This is a genomic window from Pseudomonas allii (assembly GCF_055380095.1).
This window is the reverse complement of the sequence record NZ_AP039450.1, coordinates 6043991-6064432: the sequence shown is the minus strand read 5'-3', so window position 1 is coordinate 6064432 and position 20442 is coordinate 6043991. Positions and strand designations below refer to the sequence as shown.

The window sequence follows — 20442 nt, the reverse complement described above, 5'->3', positions numbered from 1 at the left end:
GGGCGTAGTGATGCCGTGCGCAGCCGGGAATGGCTGCGACACGGTGATTCGAATCAGGTTATTGGCTGGTCAGTTGCAGGTTGGCCGCAGCCGGCTTGCCGTCGAAGGTGGTCACGCCTTCCAGCCAGCGGGCCTGGTCTTGCGGGTGATCCTTGAGCCACTGTTTGGCGGACTCGATGGCGTCCTTGTGATCCAGCAACGGCTGCATCATCCGGCTCTCGTCGGCGGCGGTGAAGGTCAGGTTGGTCAGCAGTTTGTGCACGTTGGGGCATTGTTCGGCGTAGTTCGGTGCGGTGACGCTCCACACGGTGGCCATGCCTTCGTTCGGGCCCAGGGCATCGTCGCTGCCGGTGAGGTAGGTCATGGCGACGTTGACGTTCATCGGGTGCGGCGCCCAGCCGAAGAACACCACGGCTTCCTTGCGGCGCACGGCGCGGTCGACGGCGGCGAGCATGCCGGCTTCACTGGACTCGACCAGCTGGAATTTGCCCAGGCCGAACTGGTTCTTGGCGATCATCGCCTTGATCTGGGTGTTGGCCCCCGAGCCTGGCTCGATGCCGTAGATCTTGCCGCCCAGCTCTTTCTCGAACTTGGCGATGTCGGCGAAGGTTTTCAGACCCTTGTCTGCCAGGTAGGTGGGCACGGCGAGGGTGGCGCGGGCGTCTTCCAGGCTGGGCTTGTCGAGCACCTTGACTTGTTTGGCGTCGACGAACGGCGTGATGGTCTGGGTCATCAGCGGGTTCCAGTAGCCCAGGAACAGGTCCAGGCGCTGGTCGCGGATGCCGGCGAAGATGATTTGCTGGGAGGCGCTGGTCTGTTTGGTCTTGTAGCCGAGGCCGTCGAGCAACACTTGGGTCATGGCGCTGGTGGCGATTACGTCGGTCCAGTTCACCACGCCCATGCGCACGTTCTGGCAGGATGCCGCGTCGGCAGCCAGTACGTTCGTGCTCAAGATGGCGCTGGCGCTGAGTGCGAGCACGCAGCGGCTGATCAGTCGGTTCATGGTGGATCCCTCGGCAGGTCGTTATTGTGGGGGCCGGCGTCTTTGTGCGCCGTGGGATCAAATTACGCAGCTTGAGGGCCGACAAAACGCACGGCGGCGACCAGCTCTTGCACTGCAGCGACCTGTGCTCTTGAATGGCTCGTTGAACTGGCGTATCACAGTGAGCACGCTGCCCGTCCGACGAGAGCGCCACCATGTCCCAGGATTTCTACTTTCTGCTGATGCCGGGCTTTTCGGCCATCGGCTTTATCTCTGCGCTGGAGCCGCTGCGGGTGGCCAACCGCTTTCGTGGCGAGCTGTACCGCTGGCATGTATTGAGTGCCGATGGCGGCGCGGTATTGGCGAGCAATGGCATGTCGGTCAACGCCGACGCCGCGCTGGAACCGTTGAAAAAGGGCGCGACGTTATTGGTGGTGGCGGGCTTCGAACCGTTGCAGTTCGCCACGCCTGCGTTGGAACACTGGCTGCGTCGCCTCGATCACGATGGCGTGACCCTCGGCGCCATCGACACCGGCGCTTGTGTGCTCGCCGAAGCCGGGCTGCTCGACGGCCACCGTCTCACCCTGCACTGGGAAGCCATCGACGCGTTCAAGGAATCCTATCCGCACCTGACGGTCACCCAGGAACTGTTCGAAATCGACCGCCGCCGCATCACCTGCGCTGGCGGCACCGCTTCCATCGACCTGATGCTCGACTTGATTGCCCAGGCCCACGGCCCCGAACTGGCGATCCAGGTCTCCGAACAATTCGTGCTTGGCCGCATCCGCCCACGCAAAGACCACCAGCGCATGCAGATCGCCACGCGCTACGGCATCAACAACAAGAAACTGGTGCAAGTGATCGGCGAGATGGAACAGCACACCGAACCACCGCTGAGCACCTTGGCCCTGGCCGAGGCGATCAAAGTCACCCGGCGCCAGTTGGAGCGCCTGTTTCGCCTGCACCTGAACGACACCCCAAGTAACTTCTACTTAGGCCTGCGCCTGGAGAAAGCCCGGCAGCTCTTACGCCAAAGCGGTATGAGCGTGCTGGAGGTGAGTATTGCGTGCGGGTTCGAGTCGCCGTCGTACTTCACCCGCAGTTATCGGGCGCGGTTTGCGAAATGTCCGAGGGAGGATCGGCGACGGGAGGTGGTGTAATGGGCAATTATAGTCAATTATACTCACGACTATAATTTATAGTCCTTTCCATAATTGAGTATAAAACCATGTCCAAGCACAGCGGCTTTGTATTCCGCCGCCCCACCCTGGCTAGCAGCATTGCCGACGGCCTGGTAGGCGCCGGCATCCAGGATTTCACCTCTGGCCTGTTTCTCGCAGCGCCGCGTCGTACGGGCAAAAGTACTTTTTTACGTGAAGATCTGATCCCGGAGTGTCAGCTTCGAGGTTGGCTTACCGTGTATGTCGATCTGTGGGCCGACAAAGAGAAAGATCCCGCGGAGTTGATTGCCAGTGCTATTGCTGCCGCGCTGGTGCCCTATGAAAAGGGCATTCGCAAGCTGGCCAAGCACATTGGAATCGAGAAACTGAGCTTTCTGCGTACCCTGTCCTGGGACTTCAGCAAGCCTCAATTGCCGGTTGGCGCGACGTTGACCCAGGCCTTGGAGTTGCTCCACCGCGCTGCGGAAAAACCGGTCGTCCTGGTGATTGACGAGGCCCAGCACGCCTTGACCAGTGATTCGGGCATCAATGCGATGTTCGCCCTCAAGGCTGCCCGGGATCAGCTGAACCAAGGGCGTGACGAAGACGGCAGCGGTTTGCATCTGGTGTTCACCGGCTCCAATCGCGACAAGCTGGCTCACTTGGTACTGGGTAAAAGCCAGCCGTTCTTCGGCTCCAGCATCACGCCGTTCCCGCTGCTGGGTAAAGAGTTCACCCAGGCCTACACCGCGCACCTCAACGCGCATCTGGCCAAGACCAACCAATTCAACGCTGCCGATATTGATGAAGCCTTTGAATTGGTAGGCCGGCGTCCCGAGATGTTGCGCACGATCATCGGTGAAGTGGCGCTGGAGCTGGGTGAGGCCAGCAACCTCGGCCAGTTGCTGCACAGTCGTGCCGAACTGCTGCGTGCCGGTGTGTGGACCGAATTCGAAAGCGCCTGGAACAACCTCACCATCCCCCAGCGCGCCGTGCTGGAAGTGATGGTGCAGCGCTCGCAAAACAACGAACCCTTCGCGCCGTTCACCGACAGCACCCTAACGGCGGTCAGCAAGGCGCTGGAGGACATGGGCAGCGACGTGGTGCCGGGCACTCAGACGATTCAGGCCTGTATCGATGCCCTGCGCGACAAGGAGTTGGTGTGGAAGTCGAGCCGGGGAGGGTATGCCCTGGAGGACAAAACCTTCGGCGATTGGCTGCGGAACAAGCGCTGACATGTGGGAGGGGGCTTGCCCCCGATGACAGGCTGTCAGTTGACACAACGTTGGCTGACCGACCGCTATCGGGGGCAAGCCCCCTCCCACAGTAGATTAATGATGTGGCCTATTTCTTCAGCAGCGCCGAACACGCCGCCTTGTAAGCCTCATGCTGATACTTGTTCAGCGTCGCCGGCAGTTCGAAGTTGTGCTTCTTATTCTGCGCATTAAGGGTCTGCGGCGACAGCAAGGTCACCTCAACCCCGTCCAGCAACTGAAACACGCCTTCAATCTTGAACGTGGTCGGGCCACCGGCGAATTCACCTTTCTTGCTGCGCTTCTTGATCGCGATACGCTCGATGGCGTTTTCCTGCACAAATGCCTTTACCTGTGCGGCGAAGGCTTTGACGTTGGCGGCCTCGTCATCGTCTTCCAGGGCAATTTTCTTGGTCGCCAGGGTGACGTGGGCCAGTGCCTGATTGTCCAGAGAGGCGACGGCGATGATGGCTTCGCTGCCTTTGATTTCGATGCCGCAAGTCTTCATGAATAGCCTTGGTTCAGAGAAAAAGTGGCGGAGATTGTCGCTTATTCCTGCCCAATCGACTCCAAAAACTCCGACCGCTCATCACTCATCCGTGCCAGGCAGTCATTCTGTGCAATCGCATAGGCCTTGGTGCCGGTCACCGCCGGGAAGGTGTCCACGGCGCAATCGGCATCACGCAATTTTTCCCACTTTTGCTGGGCATCCTTCAGACGAGCGGTAATATCCGCCAGCTTGGTCTTGTCGCTGCCGTAGGTCGACGCCATGCGTTCAAGCAGGCCTTGATAGTTGTCTTTGAGCAGTTGCTCGGCGGTGGTCTTGTTGTAAGTGGCGCATTCCAGGGTTTGCTTGTCGTTTTCGATGCCGTCGCACGGCGTGCTGTCGGTGTCTTCAGCCGCGTGGACGCCGGTTGCGATGAGTGCCAAAGCCAGGAAAATCGATTTCATTGCGCCGTCTCATATCAGGTAATGCCCGAATTCTGGCTCAAGCGTAAGACAAAGAACAGCCGCGAGTCAGACCTCTCTTAACAGCCTTTGTCGCGGATTGACGCTTTCGGCAATTCCCCTGTCGTTTTTGCACCCGGCTCTGTCGGCCCCTGGGCATATGCTGGCCCCAAAGCGCCGGCAGACGATTCGGCGCATGAATCGCCAATAAGGGGACGCCTGATGAGCCCAGCCGAATTGCACGCCGACAGCATCGTTATCGACGGGCTGATTATTGCCAAGTGGAACCGCGACCTGTTCGAGGACATGCGCAAAGGGGGGCTCACCGCCGCCAACTGCACGGTGTCGGTGTGGGAAGGGTTCCAGGCCACCATCAACAATATCGTGGCCAGCCAGACCCTGATCCGTGAGAACAGCGACCTGGTGATCCCGGTGAAAACCACCGCGGACATCCGCAAGGCCAAGGAACAGGGCAAGACCGGCATCATCTTCGGCTTCCAGAACGCCCATGCCTTCGAAGACCAACTCGGCTACGTCGAGATCTTCAAGCAGCTCGGCGTCGGCGTGGTGCAGATGTGCTACAACACCCAGAACCTGGTCGGCACCGGTTGCTACGAGCGCGACGGCGGCCTGTCGGGCTTCGGTCGCGAGATCGTCGCCGAGATGAACCGCGTCGGCATCATGTGCGACCTGTCCCACGTGGGTTCCAAGACGTCCGAAGAAGTCATCCTCGAATCGAAAAAGCCGGTGTGCTACTCCCACTGCCTGCCGTCGGGCCTTAAAGAACACCCGCGCAACAAGTCCGATGAAGAGCTGAAGTTCATCGCCGACCACGGGGGGTTTGTCGGTGTGACCATGTTTGCGCCGTTCCTGGCCAAGGGCATCGATTCGACCATCGACGATTACGCCGAAGCCATCGAATACACCATGAATATCGTCGGCGAAGACGCCATCGGCATCGGCACCGACTTCACCCAGGGCCATGGTCAGGATTTCTTCGAAATGCTGACCCATGACAAGGGCTATGCGCGCCGCCTGACCAGCTTCGGCAAGATCATCAACCCGCTGGGCATCCGCACCGTGGGCGAGTTCCCCAACCTCACCGAGACCCTGCTCAAGCGCGGCCACCCTGAGCGTGTGGTCCGCAAGATCATGGGCGAGAACTGGGTCAACGTCTTGAAAGACGTCTGGGGCGAATAAGCCTCCGCCACCGCATCTTCTTCCCCGGCCACCCGCGCCGGGGCACTACACAAGAATTTTCTGGAGTTAAGTTTCCATGGCCAAGATCGCCCCGCAATTGCCTATCGAAGTCGACAGCGAAACCGGTGTCTGGACCTCCGACGCCCTGCCGATGCTGTACGTGCCACGCCATTTCTTCGTCAACAACCACATGGGCATCGAAGAAGTGCTGGGCGCCGAGGCTTACGCCGAAATTCTCTACAAAGCCGGCTACAAATCCGCCTGGCACTGGTGCGAGAAAGAAGCCGAATGCCATGGCCTGGAAGGCGTCGCGGTGTTCGAGCACTACATGAAGCGCCTGTCGCAACGCGGCTGGGGCCTGTTCAAGATCCAGGACATCGACCTCGACAAAGGCACCGCCAGCGTCAAGCTCGAACACTCGGCGTTCGTCTACGTGTACGGCAAGGTCGGGCGCAAGGTCGACTACATGTTCACTGGCTGGTTTGCCGGCGCGATGGACCAGATTCTTGAGGCCCGTGGCAGCAAGATCCGCACTGTGGCCGAACAAGTCTACGGAGGCTCCGAAGAGGGCCATGATGACGGCCTGTTCACCGTCAAGCCGTTGTAAGCCGAGGACCGTGCCATGGCTTTCGAAGCAATGTTCCAGCCGATCCAGATCGGCAAACTGACCATCCGCAACCGCGTGCTCAGTACCGCCCACGCCGAGGTGTATGCCACCGACGGCGGGATGACCACTGACCGCTATGTGAAGTATTACGAAGAGAAAGCCAAGGGCGGTATCGGCCTGGCAATCTGCGGCGGCTCCTCGGTGGTGGCCATCGACAGCCCGCAGGAATGGTGGAGTTCGGTGAACCTGTCCACCGACCGCATCATCCCGCACTTCCAGAACCTGGCCGACGCCATGCACAAGCATGGCGCCAAGATCATGATCCAGATTACCCACATGGGCCGCCGCTCGCGTTGGGACGGCTTCAACTGGCCGACGCTGATGTCGCCGTCCGGCGTGCGTGAGCCGGTGCACCGCGCCACCTGCAAGACCATCGAACCGGAAGAAATCTGGCGCGTGATCGGCAACTACGCCCAGGCCGCGCGCCGCGCCAAGGCCGGTGGCCTGGACGGGGTGGAACTGTCCGCTGTGCACCAGCACATGATCGACCAGTTCTGGAGCCCGCGGGTCAACAAGCGGACCGACGAATGGGGCGGCAGCTTCGAAGGCCGCATGAAGTTCGGCCTGGAAGTGCTGAAGGCCGTGCGTGCCGAGGTCGGTGACGACTTCTGCGTGGGCATGCGCCTGTGCGGTGACGAGTTCCACCCGGACGGTTTGTCCCACGAGGACATGAAGCAGATCGCCAAGTATTACGACGACACCGGCATGCTCGATTTCATCGGCGTGGTGGGCTCGGGTTGCGATACCCACAACACCCTGGCCAACGTGATTCCGAACATGAGTTATCCACCGGAGCCGTTTTTGCACCTGGCCGCCGGTATCAAGGAAGTGGTCAAGGTTCCGGTACTGCACGCGCAGAACATCAAGGACCCGAACCAGGCTACGCGCATCCTGGAAGGCGGTTATGTGGACATGGTCGGCATGACCCGCGCCCACATCGCTGACCCGCACCTGATCGCCAAGATCAAGATGGGCCAGATCGACCAGATCAAGCAGTGCGTCGGCGCCAACTACTGCATCGACCGCCAGTACCAGGGCCTGGACGTACTGTGCATCCAGAACGCCGCGACGTCCCGTGAATACATGGGCGTGCCGCATATCATCGAAAAAACCACCGGCGTCAAACGCAAGGTCGTAGTGGTCGGTGCCGGTCCTGCCGGGATGGAAGCCGCGCGCGTGGCTGCCGAACGTGGCCATGATGTGACTCTGTTGGAGAAGAAAGAATTTATCGGTGGGCAGATCACCACCGCTTCGAAAGCGCCGCAGCGTGACCAGATCGCCGGCATTACGCGCTGGTTCCAGTTGGAACTGGCGCGCCTGAAAGTCGACCTGCGCCTGGGCGTGGCGGCGGATGCCGACACCATCCTGGACCTGCGCCCCGATGTGGTGGTGCTGGCGGTGGGCGGGCACCCGAATGTGGAGCAGAACGAACACTGGGGCGCCGCCGAAGGTTTGGTGGTGAGCAGTTGGGACGTGCTCGACGGCAAGGTAGCACCGGGCAAGAACGTGCTGGTGTACGACACCATCTGCGAATTCACCGGTATGTCGGTGGCGGATTTCCTCGCGGACAAAGGCAGCCAGGTCGAGATCGTCACCGACGACATCAAGCCGGGTGTGGCCATCGGCGGTACGTCGTTCCCGACCTACTACCGCAGCATGTACCCCAAGGAAGTGATCATGACCGGCGACATGATGCTGGAAAAGGTCTACCGCGAAGGCGACAAGCTGGTGGCGGTGCTGGAGAACGAATACACCGGCGCCAAAGAGGAGCGGGTGGTCGATCAGGTCGTGGTGGAGAACGGCGTGCGTCCGGATGAAGCCATCTACTACGCGCTCAAGGAAGGCTCGCGCAACAAGGGCCAGATCGACGTCGAAGCCTTGTTCGCGATCAAGCCGCAGCCGTGCCTGAGCGAGGCGGGCGATGGGTACTTGCTGTTCCGCATCGGTGATTGTGTGGCGCAGCGCAATACCCACGCTGCGATCTATGACGCCCTGCGCCTGTGCAAGGATTTCTGAGCCAGCCTTGAACCAATGTGTACTCGGTCCAAATGTGGGAGGGGGCTTGCCCCCGATGGCGGAGTGTCAGTTGATACAGCTGTAGCTGACCCACTGCCATCGGGGGCAAGCCCCCTCCCACATTAAGGCCGGTTTCACAGTAGACCTGTGTGGTCTGTGGGAGCTTCACCATGTTGAACACCTTGCTGCCTATTCTCTTGTTTGCCGCCCTGGGCCTTGCCGTCCTCGGCGCGATGCGGCGCGTCATGATGTGGCGCCGTGGCCGCGCGTCCAAAGTCGACCTGCTGGGCGGCCTGCTGGCCATACCCAAGCGCTACATGGTCGACCTGCACCACGTGGTCGCCCGTGACAAGTACATCGCCAACACTCACGTCGCCACCGCGCTGGGCTTTGTGCTGTCGGCCTTGCTGGCGATCCTGGTCCACGGTTTCGGCCTGCACAACCGTATCCTCGGCTATGCCTTGCTACTCGCCTCGGTGCTGATGTTTGTCGGCGCCACCTTCGTCTACCTGCGTCGGCGCAACCCGCCGTCGCGCCTGTCGAAAGGCCCGTGGATGCGCCTGCCGAAAAGCCTGATGGCGTTCTCGGTCAGTTTCTTCCTGGTGACGCTGCCGGTGGCCGGGATCCTGCCGGCGGACTTCGGCGGCTGGCTGCTCGCCGCATTGCTCAGCGTCGGTGTGCTGTGGGGCGTGTCCGAGATGTTCTTCGGCATGACCTGGGGCGGCCCGATGAAACACGCCTTCGCCGGTGCCCTGCACCTGGCCTGGCACCGCCGCGCCGAACGATTTGGCGGTGGCCGTTCCACCGGTTTGAAACCGCTGGACCTCAGTGACAAGACTGCGCCCCTGGGTGTGGAGAAACCCAAAGATTTCACCTGGAACCAACTGCTCGGTTTCGACGCCTGCGTGCAGTGCGGCAAGTGTGAAGCCGCGTGCCCGGCGTTTGCCGCCGGCCAACCGCTGAACCCGAAAAAGCTGATCCAGGACATGGTGGTCGGCCTGGCCGGCGGCACCGATGCCAAGTTCACTGGCAGCCCGTATCCGGGCAAACCCGTGGGCGAGCACAGCGGCAACCCGCACCAGCCGATCGTCAACGGCCTGGTGGACGCCGAGACCCTGTGGTCGTGCACCACCTGCCGCGCCTGCGTGGAAGAGTGCCCGATGATGATCGAGCACGTAGACGCCATCGTCGACATGCGTCGCCACCTCACCCTGGAAAAGGGCGCCACCCCGAACAAGGGCGCCGAAGTCCTGGAAAACCTGATCGCCACTGACAACCCTGGCGGCTTCGCGCCGGGTGGTCGCCTGAACTGGGCAGCGGATTTGAACCTGCCATTGCTCAGCGAAAAAGGCAGTGCCGAGGTGCTGTTCTGGGTCGGCGATGGCGCGTTCGACATGCGCAACCAACGCACCTTGCGCGCCTTCGTCAAAGTGCTGAAAGCGGCCAAGGTCGACTTCGCTGTACTGGGCCTGGAAGAACGCGACAGCGGCGACGTCGCCCGGCGCCTGGGCGATGAAGCGACCTTCCAACTGCTGGCTTCGCGCAATATCCAGACCCTGGCCAAGTACAGCTTCAAGCGCATCGTCACCTGCGACCCGCACAGCTTCCATGTGCTGAAAAACGAGTACGGCGCCTTCAACGGTAACTACGTCGTGCAGCACCACAGCACCTTCATGGCGGAGTTGATCGACGAGGGCGCGCTGAACCTGGGGCAGCACAAAGGTAACAGCGTGACCTATCACGACCCTTGTTATCTCGGCCGCTACAACGGCGAATACGAGGCGCCGCGCCAAGTGCTGCGGGCGCTGGGCATCGAGGTCAAGGAGATGCAACGCTCGGGCTTCCGTTCACGCTGCTGCGGCGGTGGTGGCGGCGCACCGATCACTGACATTCCCGGCAAGCAACGTATCCCCGATATGCGCATGGAAGACATCCGCGAAACCGGTGCCGAACTGGTGGCTGTGGGTTGCCCGCAATGCACCGCGATGCTGGAGGGCGTGGTCGAGCCGCGCCCACTGATCAAGGACATCGCCGAGCTGGTGGCCGACGCATTGCTGGAAGACGCTGCACCAGCCAAAGCCCCACTCAAGCGTGAACCTGCGGAGGTGCACTGATGAGCGACATTATCCGCCGCGACCCACGGGCCGAATGGATCGCCCGCAACCGTCTGCACCCGCTGCATGCGGCGATGCAACCGGTGCAGCACAGCTGGATGGGCCCCAACGGCGTCATCCGCAAGAATGTGCACGGCGTCGGTTTTATCGGCCCCAACGGCATCAAGCGTATCGACCGCAGCGGCGCCCAGCAGGGCGGCGCGGCCAAGCGTACGGCAGCGGTGGAAGTGCAATTACCGCTGCATCAGATTGCAGCCCCCGCGTTCTACATCAACGTGGTACCGGACATGGTCGGCGGCCGCTTGAGCAGTCACGACCGCGACCTGCTTGGCCTGGCCCGGCAACTGGCCGGCAGCGACGGCGCGGTGCTCGCGGTGGTGTTTGGTGAACACAAGGAAAGTGCATTTGCCACGGCGGGGGTCGACCGCCTGTTGGTGCTGGAGGGGCACGAATTCGACGGTTATTCACCGGAGCAACGCGTCCAGGGCCTGCGGGCTGTGGACAACCAGTTCAACCCACGGCACTGGCTGCTGCCGGACTCCCGCAGCGGCGGTGGCGAGTTGGGTCGGCGTTTTGCCGCCAGCCTCAAGGAACGCCCGGCCACACGGGTGTGGCAGATCAAGGGCGACGAGTGCATCGGCCGCGCCGGTGCCGGCCAGGAAGACTTGGCCCGGCCACTGCCGCGCCTGATCCTGGCGGCTGCCGAATGTGCCGACCCGGTCAGCGAGACCCGTCACGAAGTGTTGCCCGTGGAGTTATCCACACCTCTGGCGCGCAGCCTGCCACGCATCGAAGACCTCGGCGCGGTGGCGGTGGACCCGGCGGCGATTCCGATGGCCGAGGCGGAGTTCATTTTCTCCGGCGGCAACGGCGTGAAGGACTGGGCGCTGTTCCACCAGACCGCCGCAGCCCTTGGCGCCACCGAAGGCGCCTCGCGGGTGGCGGTGGACGATGGCTTCATGGCGCGCGATCGCCAGGTCGGCGCCAGCGGCACCTGGGTCACGGCGCGGGTCTACGTGGCCGTGGGCATTTCCGGGGCGATCCAGCACCTGCAAGGCATCGGTGCCTGCGACAAGGTGGTGGCGATCAACCTCGACCCGGGTTGCGACATGATCAAGCGTGCCGACCTGTCGGTGATCGGCGAAAGCGCCGCGATTCTGCAAGCCTTGATCGCGGCGGTCGAGGCCTACCGCAACGGCGCCAAGCGCGATGCAGCTTAAGGATATGGCCATGACAACGAATGTAATCAGCCTGGTGTCTATCGGCGCCCACCCTACCTCCGGGCGCCCGCGCCGTGCCGAGCAGGATGCCCGTGCCGTGGAACTGGGCCTGCAAATGGCTGGGGATAAGTTGCAGGTGCTGCACGCGGGCAACATCGCCGAACCGACCTTGCGCAGCTACCTGGGTATGGGCCTGCCGCAATTGCATGTGCTGGAACAACCGCCCGGCAGCGATGCCTTGCCGGTGCTCAGTGAGTACCTGCGCGATGCCGGTGCCCAAGTGGTACTCGCCGGCAGCCAGGCGGAAACCGGTGAAGGCTCGGGCATGTTGCCGTTCCTGCTGGCCGAGCAACTGGGCTGGCCGCTGATCGTCGGGCTGGCGCAGGTGGAGTCCATTGAGGGTGGCGTGGCCCATGTGCTGCAAGCCTTGCCCCGTGGTCAGCGGCGGCGCTTGAAGGTGCGCCTGCCGTTCCTGGCGACGGTGGACAACGCTGCGCCCAAGCCACGGCAAAGCGCCTACGGCCCGGCGCAGCGCGGCGAGTTGGCGGCCCATGACGTCCAGATTGAAGAGGATGAGCTGTTCAACGCGGCGGTGTTGCAGCCGGCCAAGCCACGGCCCAAGCGTCTCAAGGTGATCAAGGCCAAGAGCGGCGCCGACCGGATGAAAGCCGCCACGGCCAAGGCCAGCGGAGGCGGTGGGCAAGTGCTCAAGGGTGTAAGCCCGGAAGAGGGCGCCCAGGCCATCCTCAAATTGCTGGTTGAGGAAGGCGTGGTGCGCTAACTGCCCGTTGGCGGAGTTGCCTGCGCGGGGGGCGGAACGGGTTTGGGGACCAACTCCGGCAACGGCAACGGCGGCGGCAAGGGTTGCCAGTTCCTCTCCTGCGGTTGCTGCATCGGCGGCAGCAAGGGGGGATTAGAGTCGCCGCTGCCGGTGGACTTGAGCACCATGTTGCTCGTGGTATCGCGCAGGATCATGCCCTCTGTCGAACTGCGTGCCTCGGTGCCGCTGTGGAAGGTGCTGATCTGTGAGATTGGCAGATCCAGGTTGCGTTCGATCCGGGGCGTCAGCAGCAGGATGATCTCGGTTTTCTGCTGGGTGTTCTGGTTGGTGCCGAACAGCTTGTTGCCGAGCCATGGGATTTTGCTGAGCAACGGCAAACCCGAGCCTTCGTCGATGTCTGCGGTGCGGATCAGCCCCGACACAACTTGCGTTTCATTGTCGCGTGCCGTGAGCAGGGTCTTGGTGGAGCGTGAGCCCAGTTCAAACATCGGGGGCGCAGAATCAGTACCGGGGATGCGCTTGGTGATATGGCTCATCTCCACATTCAGTTCCAGGTTCACCTCCCCGATCAGGCTTATGTTGGGTATGACTTTGATTAGCAACCCTACGTCCTGGTAGGACACCGAGGCGGTGGTGACGGTGTTGGCGGTGGTGGATGTCACGATGGGAACCTTGTCACCAATCTTGACCTCGGCTTCCTCACGGTTGCGCACCCGGACCCTGGGGTTGGCCAGGGTGACCGTGTTGCCGCTGCGCTGCAGCATATTGATGCGTGCCGAGGTGCTGGCGGAATCGAGCAGGATGTTATCGCCGTTGATCCCGCGTAGTGCGCTGATGGGGGTACCCACCAGGCCGGCAGGGACGTTGCTCAGGTTGCCTACCGACAGGCCGATGCCCTCAGGGTACTGGATGCCCAGGTTCAGCTCGTCCGCCAGGCTGACCTCTAGCACCTGAATGTCGATGGTCACCTCCGACTGCGCGATATCAATGGCCTCCACCAGTTTTTCCACCGCGCTCAGGGTGTCCAGCCCATCACGCACGATCACCGCATTCAGCCGTTCATCCACCAGCACTTCCTTGGGCTTGAGAGTCTGCTTGATCTCGGCGGCGACAATTTTGGCGTCGCCATGGCTGAGGTAAAACGTACGCACGGCCAGCTCGCGGTATTCACGCTCTTTGTCCGGCCGCCGGGGGTAGACCAGGATGGTGTTGTTGTTGAGGATTTTCTTCTCCAGCCCCTGGGTCGTCAGCAGCAGGTTCAGTGCATCTTCGGCGGTGGTACGGCTGGCGGTCATGCTGGCCGAGGCGCTGGGGTTGACGTCCTTGTCGATGACAAAGTTGACCCCTGACAAGCGCGCAATAGTTTCGAAAATCGTGCTCAGGCTCTGGGAACTGAACTCCAGGCTCAAGGGCTTGCGCATGGCCTCCGACAGGTTGGCGCTCAAATAGTCGGCGCTGACCAGTTCGCGGGTCAGCGCGTTGCGAAAATCCAGGGCCTCTCGGTAGTTGGGTTTCTGGGCGATGATCTGGCGCACCAGGTTCAGCGCTTCCACCGGGTTGCTGCGTTTCATCTCATAGGCTCGCGCCAGTTGCGGGCGCAGGTGTTTCATGGCCTGGATGCTCTGGATCTCCTGGCGGGCGCCCAGGTTGCTGGGGTCGTACTTGAGGATGGTTTCCAGGGCGCGGATGGCGGCGGCGTCATCGCCACGCATCAACGCAGTGCTGGCTTCGCGGCTGTATTGGGCGACCAGCAGTTCCAGCTTGCTGAACTGGGCGGTGCGCAGTTGGATATCGTCGGGATCTTCCTTGGCTTCGGCTTGCAGTACCTCCACCGAACGCACGATATCGCCTTTCTGGCGCAGTTCATCACTCTGCTTGATTGCCCGTTGGGTTTCGCAGCCGCTGGCCAGCAGCAGCACCAGGCCCAGGGGAATCAGTGTACGCGTCGTCATGATCCTTTCCTTCCCGAGTCAGTGTTTGTCCAGGCGCAAGGTGCTTGCCTGTTTGAGCGGCATGTAGGTCAGCACCACGGTGGTGTCGGTGAGTCTGTCCAGCCGGTAGTGGGCGTCGAGCATCTTGCCCGGCATGATCCGCCCCGGCACCGAGCAGCGGTTGCACAGGGTGTACTGGCGGCCATTGCCGCTGAGCACGACGATTTTTGCCTGGTGCTCGTAGCGCCATTGCGCACTGACGCTGAAGGGCAGCGGCGGCGCCTTGGGTGGCGAGGTGTCCACCGGTGTTGGCAGCGGTGGTGGGGTCCAGCTCTGGGTGGGGAATAAGTCAACCGTCTCGACCGACGCCTCTGTGGCGGGCACCGGTAGCGGCTCTGTGACGACCGGTCTGGGACTCGCAGGCGCTGGGGTGTGCCCGGGACTCTCGGGTGTGTCCTGCCAGAACAGCCAGGCGCAACCGATCAGGGTCAGCAACAGCAACGCACGCAAATACAACGGCAGCTTCATTCCTCCACCCCCAGCAGGCTTAGCTTGAGGCTGATGTCCAGCAGTCCGCTGGTGATTTCCTTGCGCTCCAGGGTCAGGTGTTCGATGCGCACCGCCGGCTCGCGCACCACTTGCGCCAACGTATCGCGCAGCAGGTGGTAGGGGCCGGTGAGGGGGATTTCGACGTCCAGGCGTTGCAGCCCGGTGTCGCCCGGCGCGGAATAGGCCAGGGTGGTTTGCGCGATGATGAAGCCGCGTTGAGTGAACAGGCCCAGCAGGTGTTCCAGGCGTGGCGCGAAGTCTTCGGCACTGGGCATTTTTTCGACCACCGCCGGCTCGGTCACTTGAACGTCCTGGGGCTGTTCGGCGATACCGGTTTGCAGTTCGCTGCGTCGCTGACTGTCGGCGACATTTGCCGGATGAATCACCGCCCCTTCGATCAGCAGCGCTGTCGCCATCACCCCCAGTGCCAACAGCCCCCAGAAGCCCAGGCGCTGCTGCCATTGCATCAGGTGCCAACGCAGGCGTGGCAGGTGGCGGGTGAGGCTGTCCATCGGCAGCTACCCCTCGATCACGCTGAGCTTGACCTGCACCGGATGCTGCGGGTCGCTGGACTTGAGTGCACTTTGTTGCAAGTTCACGTGCACCCCGGGCTGGGCCTGGAGGCGTTCCACAAAGCGAAAGGCATCCCTCAGTTGCCGGGCTTCCAGATCCAGGTGCAGCACATTGGCCTGGGTGTTGACCTCCACGCGTGTCAGGGCGACGTCAGCGGACCAGGCCCGGGCCACGGCGTCCATCAAGGGGAATGGGGTGGACGTTTGCCGGGCGAAAGCCGCCACCTGTTGTTTTTGTCGGGGTGACAGGCGAATGGCCGCCTGGATCAATTGTTCCTGGCGACGGGTCAGCTGGATGAATTGCTGTTCCAGTGCGTCGGTCTGCTGTTGCTGGTGTTCCATGCGTTGCCAGTGTTGCCAGGTGCCGACCATGAGCACCGCTGTGATCAGCCACAACAGCGCCACCAGGGGACGGTGGGCAGCGTTGGGGCGCTGGAAATCAACCCCGGGCGCCTGGGGCCTGCGCATGTGCTGCCAGGTGGAAGCGAGTCTGGCTTTCATGGGGGACTTGCCTCCAGCCACGGATGCAGGGGGCCCAAACGGTTTTCCGCCAGGGTGTTGGCCACAACCACCGTGGCGGGTGCACGCCGTTCAACCAGCAGGTCGGCGGTGAACAAGTTGTCGCTCAAGTCGCTGTCGGGGTGGGTGGGTATCACGCACACCTGGTCGATCACGCCGTGTTGGCGGTAGAGGCAACTCAGGCTGTCCGCTTCGGGAACAGCCAATACGCAATCGTCGGGCAAGCGCTGCCAATAGCGCTGGGCGACCGAGGTCAGCAAGGGCGAGCAGGTGACCAGGGGCAAGCGGTGCAGCTTGAATAGCTCGCGCAGGTCGTGCAGCCACTCCCGTGGGGTGGCCACCGCCAGGCGTCGCTGGCCGAACCGGCTGCTGGCGACCTGGATGTGCCAGTGTTCGGCGTCCAGGCCTGCCTGTTGGCTGAACGTGGCTTCGGCGAAAGCCTGCCAGTCGGCCTGGCTGTACAGGCCGTCTTGCCACGCCAGCATCAGGTAGTGCACGTGGGGAAATCCGAGGAGCACCGTGGCGCGGTCCAAGAAACGCAAACGGCCACGGGGTGCTTGCTCCAGCAAGGCCGCGCAGGCACTCAACGGCTCGCCCGCTTGCTCGGCACGCCACACAGTTGCACCGCGCCAACGTGGGCGGGCAGCCCAGACGGTACCGCTGCTGTGCAGCCACACCACATGCTCAATAAAGGGAAATGACACGGTGGATCTCCTTGAGCGTGGTGTCGCCCTGTGCGGCGTGGGCCAGGGCGATATCGCGGATGAACACGTGGCCGGCTTCGCGCGCCAGTTCGCGCAGGGTGGAGGCTGAGCTGCGAGTGAGCAGGCCTTCCTTGATGCGATCGGTCAGGGTCAGTACTTCTGCGAGGGCGAGCCGGCCGCGATAGCCGGTGTAGCGACAGGCTTCGCAGCCTTTGCCTTCACGGTAGTGACCGTGCTTGAGTTGTGCGTCGGGCAGGTGGGCAAGCCGGGCGATCTGCGGGTCGGGCTCGGCGTCTTCGCCGCAGTCCGGGCAGACGCGTCGCACCAGGCGTTGGGCGACCACCCCGTTAAGCGCTTCGACAACGCTGTGGGTATCCACTTCCATATGCCTGAAGCGCTCCAGGACACTGAAGGGGTTATTGGCGTGCAGCGACGTGAGCACGCGGTGGCCGGTCAACGCGGCTTGCACGGCAATCCTCGCCGTTTCGCCGTCGCGGATTTCCCCGACCATAATCGTGTCCGGGTCATGGCGCAAAATGGAACGCAGGCCGCGGGCGAACGTCAGGCCTTTTTTGTCGTTGACCGGTATTTGTGTCACCCTGGCCAACTCATATTCCACCGGGTCTTCGATCGTGATGATTTTCTGCTCCCCGGTGTTGAGCTCTGACAGGACGGCGTACAGGGTGGTGGATTTGCCGCTGCCCGTCGGCCCGGTGACGACCAGCATCCCGTAGGGCTCACTGGCCAAGTCACGAATGCACGCGATGGTGTCGGGGGCCAGCCCGAGATTGACCAGGTTCAGGGACTCACCCCGTTGTGACTTGTCGAGAATCCGCAGCACCGCATCTTCGCCATGAATGCTGGGCATGATCGACACACGAAAATCCACCTCACGGCCCTGTATTTTCATCTTGAAGCGCCCGTCCTGGGGCACGCGCCGCTCGCCGATATCCAGCTCTGACAGCACTTTGATACGCGACAGAGCCTGCTCGGCCATGTCCAGGCCATTGGCCTTGCCCATCCTCTGCAAGACCCCGTCGATGCGGTACTTGATCTCCAGGCTTTCGGGGTTTGTTTCCACATGGATATCGCTGGCGCGGCTTTGCAGGGCGTCGAACAGCATGGAGTTGACCAGCCGCACCACCGGGTTGTCGTCGCGGGCGATGCTGCTCAGGGATATTTCCTGGGCGGCCTGGCTGACGCGGGCGTTTTCGTCGTCCTCGCCAAACGGTTGCATCACCCGTTGGCTGGCTTCGGCCAGGGCCAGTTGGGCCTTGACCGCGCCGGGCAGACTCATGGCCAGGGGGAGCTGGCGCAAAGTCCCGGACGATTGCAGCCAGTACCGGATGGCCAAGGCGAATGGGTCCCCCAGCACCAGATACGTCTTGCCTTGATAGTCCACCGGCAGCACGTTGTGGATCAACGCCTGGGGCAGTGCGAGCCGGTCGAAGCGCCAGTTTTCAACGAGGTTGTCCGGCGCAATTGCCTGCAGGCCCAAGGGGTGCGCGATGGCAATTAACTGGTCGGGCGCCTTATCCAGCACGTCCAACAGGTAATCGGCCAGGGTCACGCCGCGTTTGGCTGCCAGCGCTTGCCATTTCTGCGTCAGCTCGCTCATCGCGCTACCCCTGGATAGAACCCGCCAGCTCGAAAATCGGCATGTACAGCATGAACACGATCAGCCCGATCAACCCGCCCACCACCAGCATCAGCACCGGCTCGAAGACCTTGCTGAACAGCTCGATGGCGCGTTCCAGGGCTTCATCGTGAAACTGCGCGATGCGCTCGCACATGGCGGCCAGCTCGCCGCTCTGCTCGCCGACCCGCAGCAGGCGTTCGGCCACGGCGGTGGTCAGCTGATGGCGGGCCAGTGAGGTGGAGAGTGGCTGGCCGGCCTGGATATCGGTCATGGCGTGGCGCAGGTCGGCCTGACGCTCGGGTGGCAGCAGGGCACCGGACAATTCCACCGCCGTGACCACCGGCATCCCGCCCATCAGCAACATGCCGGCGGTGCGGTAGAACCGGGCAAGGATGAACAGGGTGCGCTGGGCGCCCAGGCTGGGGATTTTCCAGAACAGATTGGCAGCGCGGCGCTTGAACCCGGCACTGCGAAACAACAGGATCAGCGCGACAATCGCCAGCACCAGGCCGATCAGCAGCTCCATGCCGCGTGTGTCCACCAGTGCCCCCCACCACACCATGAACCGCGCCGTGGCCGGCAGATCGGCCACTGCATCGAACACCGAGGCGAAACGCGGAATCACGAAAAACAGCAAGAACAACAGGATGACCGCGCCAACGCTGAGCACTACCAACGGGTACATCAGGGCGCCGCTGACGCGCTTTTTCACCGTCTCCAGATGCGCTTCGAAATGGTGATAACGACGCAGCGCCACGGCCAATTGGCCGCTGTGTTCCGAGGACGCCACGGTGGCGATCAGCAGTGCAGGAAAGGTCTGCGGCTTGAGTTGCATGGCCTTGGACAATGAGTTGCCTTCGTACATCGAGGCGAGCAAGTCGCTCATGACCTGGCGGTTGATGCCAGGTGGCGCCTTGTCTCGCAGGGTTTCCACGGCCTCCACCAGCACCAGGCCGGCGTCCAGCAGCACCACCAGTTCCTGGATAAACAGGCCCAGGGCAAACCTGGCGCGGCGGGTGGGCAACGTCAGTTGGCGCCGCGCTTTCAGCGAGATGACCTGGGCACCGTCTGCCAGCAGATGTTGGCGTGCCTGGGCGAGATCCAGCGCTTGCACACGCAGGGTCTGCAAATGGCCGTCGCGGATGATGCGGGCGTCAATCTCGATCATGGTGTCTGCCTCGCCAGTCGCTGACGCTGTTGCAGCAACTCGCCGTAGTAGCGCCAGACCGCCAGTGCATAACGTGCGCGGCGCTGCTCCCTGCCGGGTTTTGCTCCCGCGTTGTAGGCGCCCACCGCTTGCCAGCCGTAGCCCTTTTCTTGAATGAACCCGGCCAGAATCCACGCGCCCACCATCACGCTGGTGCAGGGCTGGGTTATCAGGTGCTGTTCGGTGATGCCAAAGCGGGCGAGGGCGGGCAAGTGGCGGCTGTTGATCTGCATCAGGCCGATGTCCTGGCTGCCGTCGCCGTTGATATTGCGTGCGCGGGGGTTGAGGTTGGATTCGACCTTGGCGATGGCGTACAGCAACAGCGGATCGACGTGATAACGGCTGGCCGCCAACTGCCAACAGTCGGCCTGGGCGGTGCCCACGAGGCACAGCAAGGTCAGGGCGATCCGCAGCGTGTGCATGTCAGAGTCCGTAGACGATGTCGGCGTAGGTGTTTACACCGCCGGCCTTGCCATCGCGGCCCAGCGAGATGATCTCGGCATCGTTGGGCGGGGTGCCGGGGTTCTTGAAAATGTACGGGTTGCCCCAGGGGTCTAGCGGCAGCGTTTTCAGATACGGCCCCTGCCAGTTCGCTGCGTTGGCGGGGGGGGTAGTGAGGGCGTTGAGGCCGAGGGTTTCGTCGGGGTAGTTGCCGTTGTCCAGGCGGTACTGGTTCAAGGCATCCGCCAGGGACTTCATCTGGCCCTGGGCGGTCTGGACTTTGGCCAGTTCCAGGCGGTCGAACATCTTGGGGCCGACGTAGCCGGCGAGCAGGGCGATGATCAGCAGGACGACGAGCAGCTCCAGCAGGGTGAAGCCGCGTTGGGGACTGTGGATAAACGAGTGTGCGCGCATGGGGATACCCTGTTGGGAGTGCCAAGGTACGGCGGTTGTGTATAACTCTCCCGGCCCGCTGTTTGAGCGAGCACCGCCGGTAGGACTTCGTCAGCGATGAATCAATAATGTTGAAGACTGCGGAA

The 20442-nt window shown here is 62.5% G+C and carries 20 protein-coding genes; 8 read left to right on the top strand and 12 right to left on the bottom strand.

Annotation, left to right across the window (positions count from 1 at the left end):
- Window positions 1-58 precede the first annotated feature (58 nt).
- A complete protein-coding gene (locus tag ACZ445_RS27890) occupies window positions 59-1003 on the bottom strand; it encodes a choline ABC transporter substrate-binding protein (protein ID WP_038848891.1) in 945 nt (314 codons plus the stop codon).
- Between the two features lie 194 nt (window positions 1004-1197).
- Between ACZ445_RS27890 and ACZ445_RS27885 the strand changes: the two genes are divergently transcribed.
- Together ACZ445_RS27885 and ACZ445_RS27880 are read left to right on the top strand one after the other, a co-directional pair.
- The gene (locus ACZ445_RS27885) at window positions 1198-2142 is read left to right on the top strand and encodes a GlxA family transcriptional regulator (protein ID WP_058426635.1); all 945 of its coding nucleotides are present in this window, start codon (window positions 1198-1200) and stop codon (window positions 2140-2142) included.
- 68 nt (window positions 2143-2210) lie between these two features.
- Window positions 2211-3377 (top strand): AAA family ATPase, encoded by a 1167-nt coding sequence (locus ACZ445_RS27880; RefSeq protein WP_058426636.1) that lies wholly within the window; start codon window positions 2211-2213, stop codon window positions 3375-3377.
- Window positions 3378-3486: 109 nt separating this feature from the next.
- Here the strand turns inward: ACZ445_RS27880 and ACZ445_RS27875 are convergent, their stop codons facing one another.
- Together ACZ445_RS27875 and ACZ445_RS27870 are read right to left on the bottom strand one after the other, a co-directional pair.
- A complete protein-coding gene (locus tag ACZ445_RS27875) occupies window positions 3487-3903 on the bottom strand; it encodes a DUF3010 family protein (RefSeq protein ID WP_058426637.1) in 417 nt (138 codons plus the stop codon).
- 41 nt (window positions 3904-3944) lie between these two features.
- A complete protein-coding gene (locus ACZ445_RS27870; RefSeq protein ID WP_071494402.1) occupies window positions 3945-4346 on the bottom strand; it encodes a lysozyme inhibitor LprI family protein in 402 nt (133 codons plus the stop codon).
- Window positions 4347-4565: 219 nt separating this feature from the next.
- On the opposite strand from ACZ445_RS27870, the gene ACZ445_RS27865 reads away from it, so the two are divergent.
- The 6 genes from ACZ445_RS27865 to etfB all read left to right on the top strand — a co-directional run bounded on the left by ACZ445_RS27865 (window position 4566) and on the right by etfB (window position 12341).
- Entirely contained in the window at window positions 4566-5543 is a 978-nt protein-coding gene (locus tag ACZ445_RS27865) for a dipeptidase (protein WP_010207105.1), read from the top strand.
- Between the two features lie 76 nt (window positions 5544-5619).
- The gene (locus ACZ445_RS27860; RefSeq protein ID WP_008083165.1) at window positions 5620-6150 is read left to right on the top strand and encodes a DUF5943 domain-containing protein; all 531 of its coding nucleotides are present in this window, start codon (window positions 5620-5622) and stop codon (window positions 6148-6150) included.
- 15 nt (window positions 6151-6165) lie between these two features.
- Window positions 6166-8226, top strand: a complete 2061-nt coding sequence (gene dgcA / locus ACZ445_RS27855) for a dimethylglycine demethylation protein DgcA (RefSeq protein ID WP_464707799.1) — start codon at window positions 6166-6168, stop codon at window positions 8224-8226.
- 170 nt (window positions 8227-8396) lie between these two features.
- Window positions 8397-10340 carry a dimethylglycine demethylation protein DgcB gene (gene dgcB, locus ACZ445_RS27850; RefSeq protein WP_464707798.1) on the top strand — a complete coding sequence of 648 codons (1944 nt, stop codon included), beginning with the start codon at window positions 8397-8399 and terminating at the stop codon, window positions 10338-10340.
- Window positions 10340-11560, top strand: a complete 1221-nt coding sequence (gene etfA, locus ACZ445_RS27845; RefSeq protein WP_179029903.1) for an electron transfer flavoprotein subunit alpha — start codon at window positions 10340-10342, stop codon at window positions 11558-11560. Before dgcB ends, etfA begins: the two co-directional genes overlap by 1 nt.
- A 10-nt stretch (window positions 11561-11570) precedes the next feature.
- The gene (gene etfB / locus ACZ445_RS27840; protein WP_058426643.1) at window positions 11571-12341 is read left to right on the top strand and encodes an electron transfer flavoprotein subunit beta; all 771 of its coding nucleotides are present in this window, start codon (window positions 11571-11573) and stop codon (window positions 12339-12341) included.
- Here etfB and ACZ445_RS27835 read toward each other — a convergent pair.
- From ACZ445_RS27835 to gspG, 9 genes are read right to left on the bottom strand one after another with little or no spacing between them, the layout of a single operon-like run.
- The gene (locus ACZ445_RS27835) at window positions 12338-14293 is read right to left on the bottom strand and encodes a secretin N-terminal domain-containing protein (RefSeq protein ID WP_464707797.1); all 1956 of its coding nucleotides are present in this window, start codon (window positions 14291-14293) and stop codon (window positions 12338-12340) included. The two genes, etfB and ACZ445_RS27835, sit on opposite strands and share 4 nt — an antisense overlap.
- 18 nt (window positions 14294-14311) lie before the next feature.
- Complete coding sequence (locus ACZ445_RS27830) at window positions 14312-14800, bottom strand: hypothetical protein (protein ID WP_058426645.1); 489 nt, start codon at window positions 14798-14800, stop codon at window positions 14312-14314.
- Window positions 14797-15333 (bottom strand): hypothetical protein, encoded by a 537-nt coding sequence (locus ACZ445_RS27825; RefSeq protein ID WP_310862838.1) that lies wholly within the window; start codon window positions 15331-15333, stop codon window positions 14797-14799. Before ACZ445_RS27825 ends, ACZ445_RS27830 begins: the two co-directional genes overlap by 4 nt.
- A gap of 6 nt (window positions 15334-15339) precedes the next feature.
- Entirely contained in the window at window positions 15340-15894 is a 555-nt protein-coding gene (locus ACZ445_RS27820; RefSeq protein WP_058426647.1) for a hypothetical protein, read from the bottom strand.
- On the bottom strand, window positions 15891-16616 hold the full coding sequence (locus tag ACZ445_RS27815; RefSeq protein ID WP_235594994.1) for a hypothetical protein: 726 nt from the start codon (window positions 16614-16616) through the stop codon (window positions 15891-15893). The genes ACZ445_RS27820 and ACZ445_RS27815 overlap by 4 nt, the downstream gene beginning before the upstream one ends.
- Window positions 16597-18234: a GspE/PulE family protein gene (locus ACZ445_RS27810; protein WP_464707796.1), complete on the bottom strand. Its 1638-nt coding sequence runs from the start codon at window positions 18232-18234 to the stop codon at window positions 16597-16599. Before ACZ445_RS27810 ends, ACZ445_RS27815 begins: the two co-directional genes overlap by 20 nt.
- Before the next feature lie 4 nt (window positions 18235-18238).
- Complete coding sequence (locus tag ACZ445_RS27805) at window positions 18239-19423, bottom strand: type II secretion system F family protein (RefSeq protein WP_058426650.1); 1185 nt, start codon at window positions 19421-19423, stop codon at window positions 18239-18241.
- Complete coding sequence (locus tag ACZ445_RS27800) at window positions 19420-19884, bottom strand: transglycosylase SLT domain-containing protein (protein ID WP_464707795.1); 465 nt, start codon at window positions 19882-19884, stop codon at window positions 19420-19422. Before ACZ445_RS27800 ends, ACZ445_RS27805 begins: the two co-directional genes overlap by 4 nt.
- A 1-nt stretch (window position 19885) precedes the next feature.
- The gene (gene gspG, locus ACZ445_RS27795) at window positions 19886-20317 is read right to left on the bottom strand and encodes a type II secretion system major pseudopilin GspG (protein WP_464707794.1); all 432 of its coding nucleotides are present in this window, start codon (window positions 20315-20317) and stop codon (window positions 19886-19888) included.
- Window positions 20318-20442: the final 125 nt, after the last annotated feature.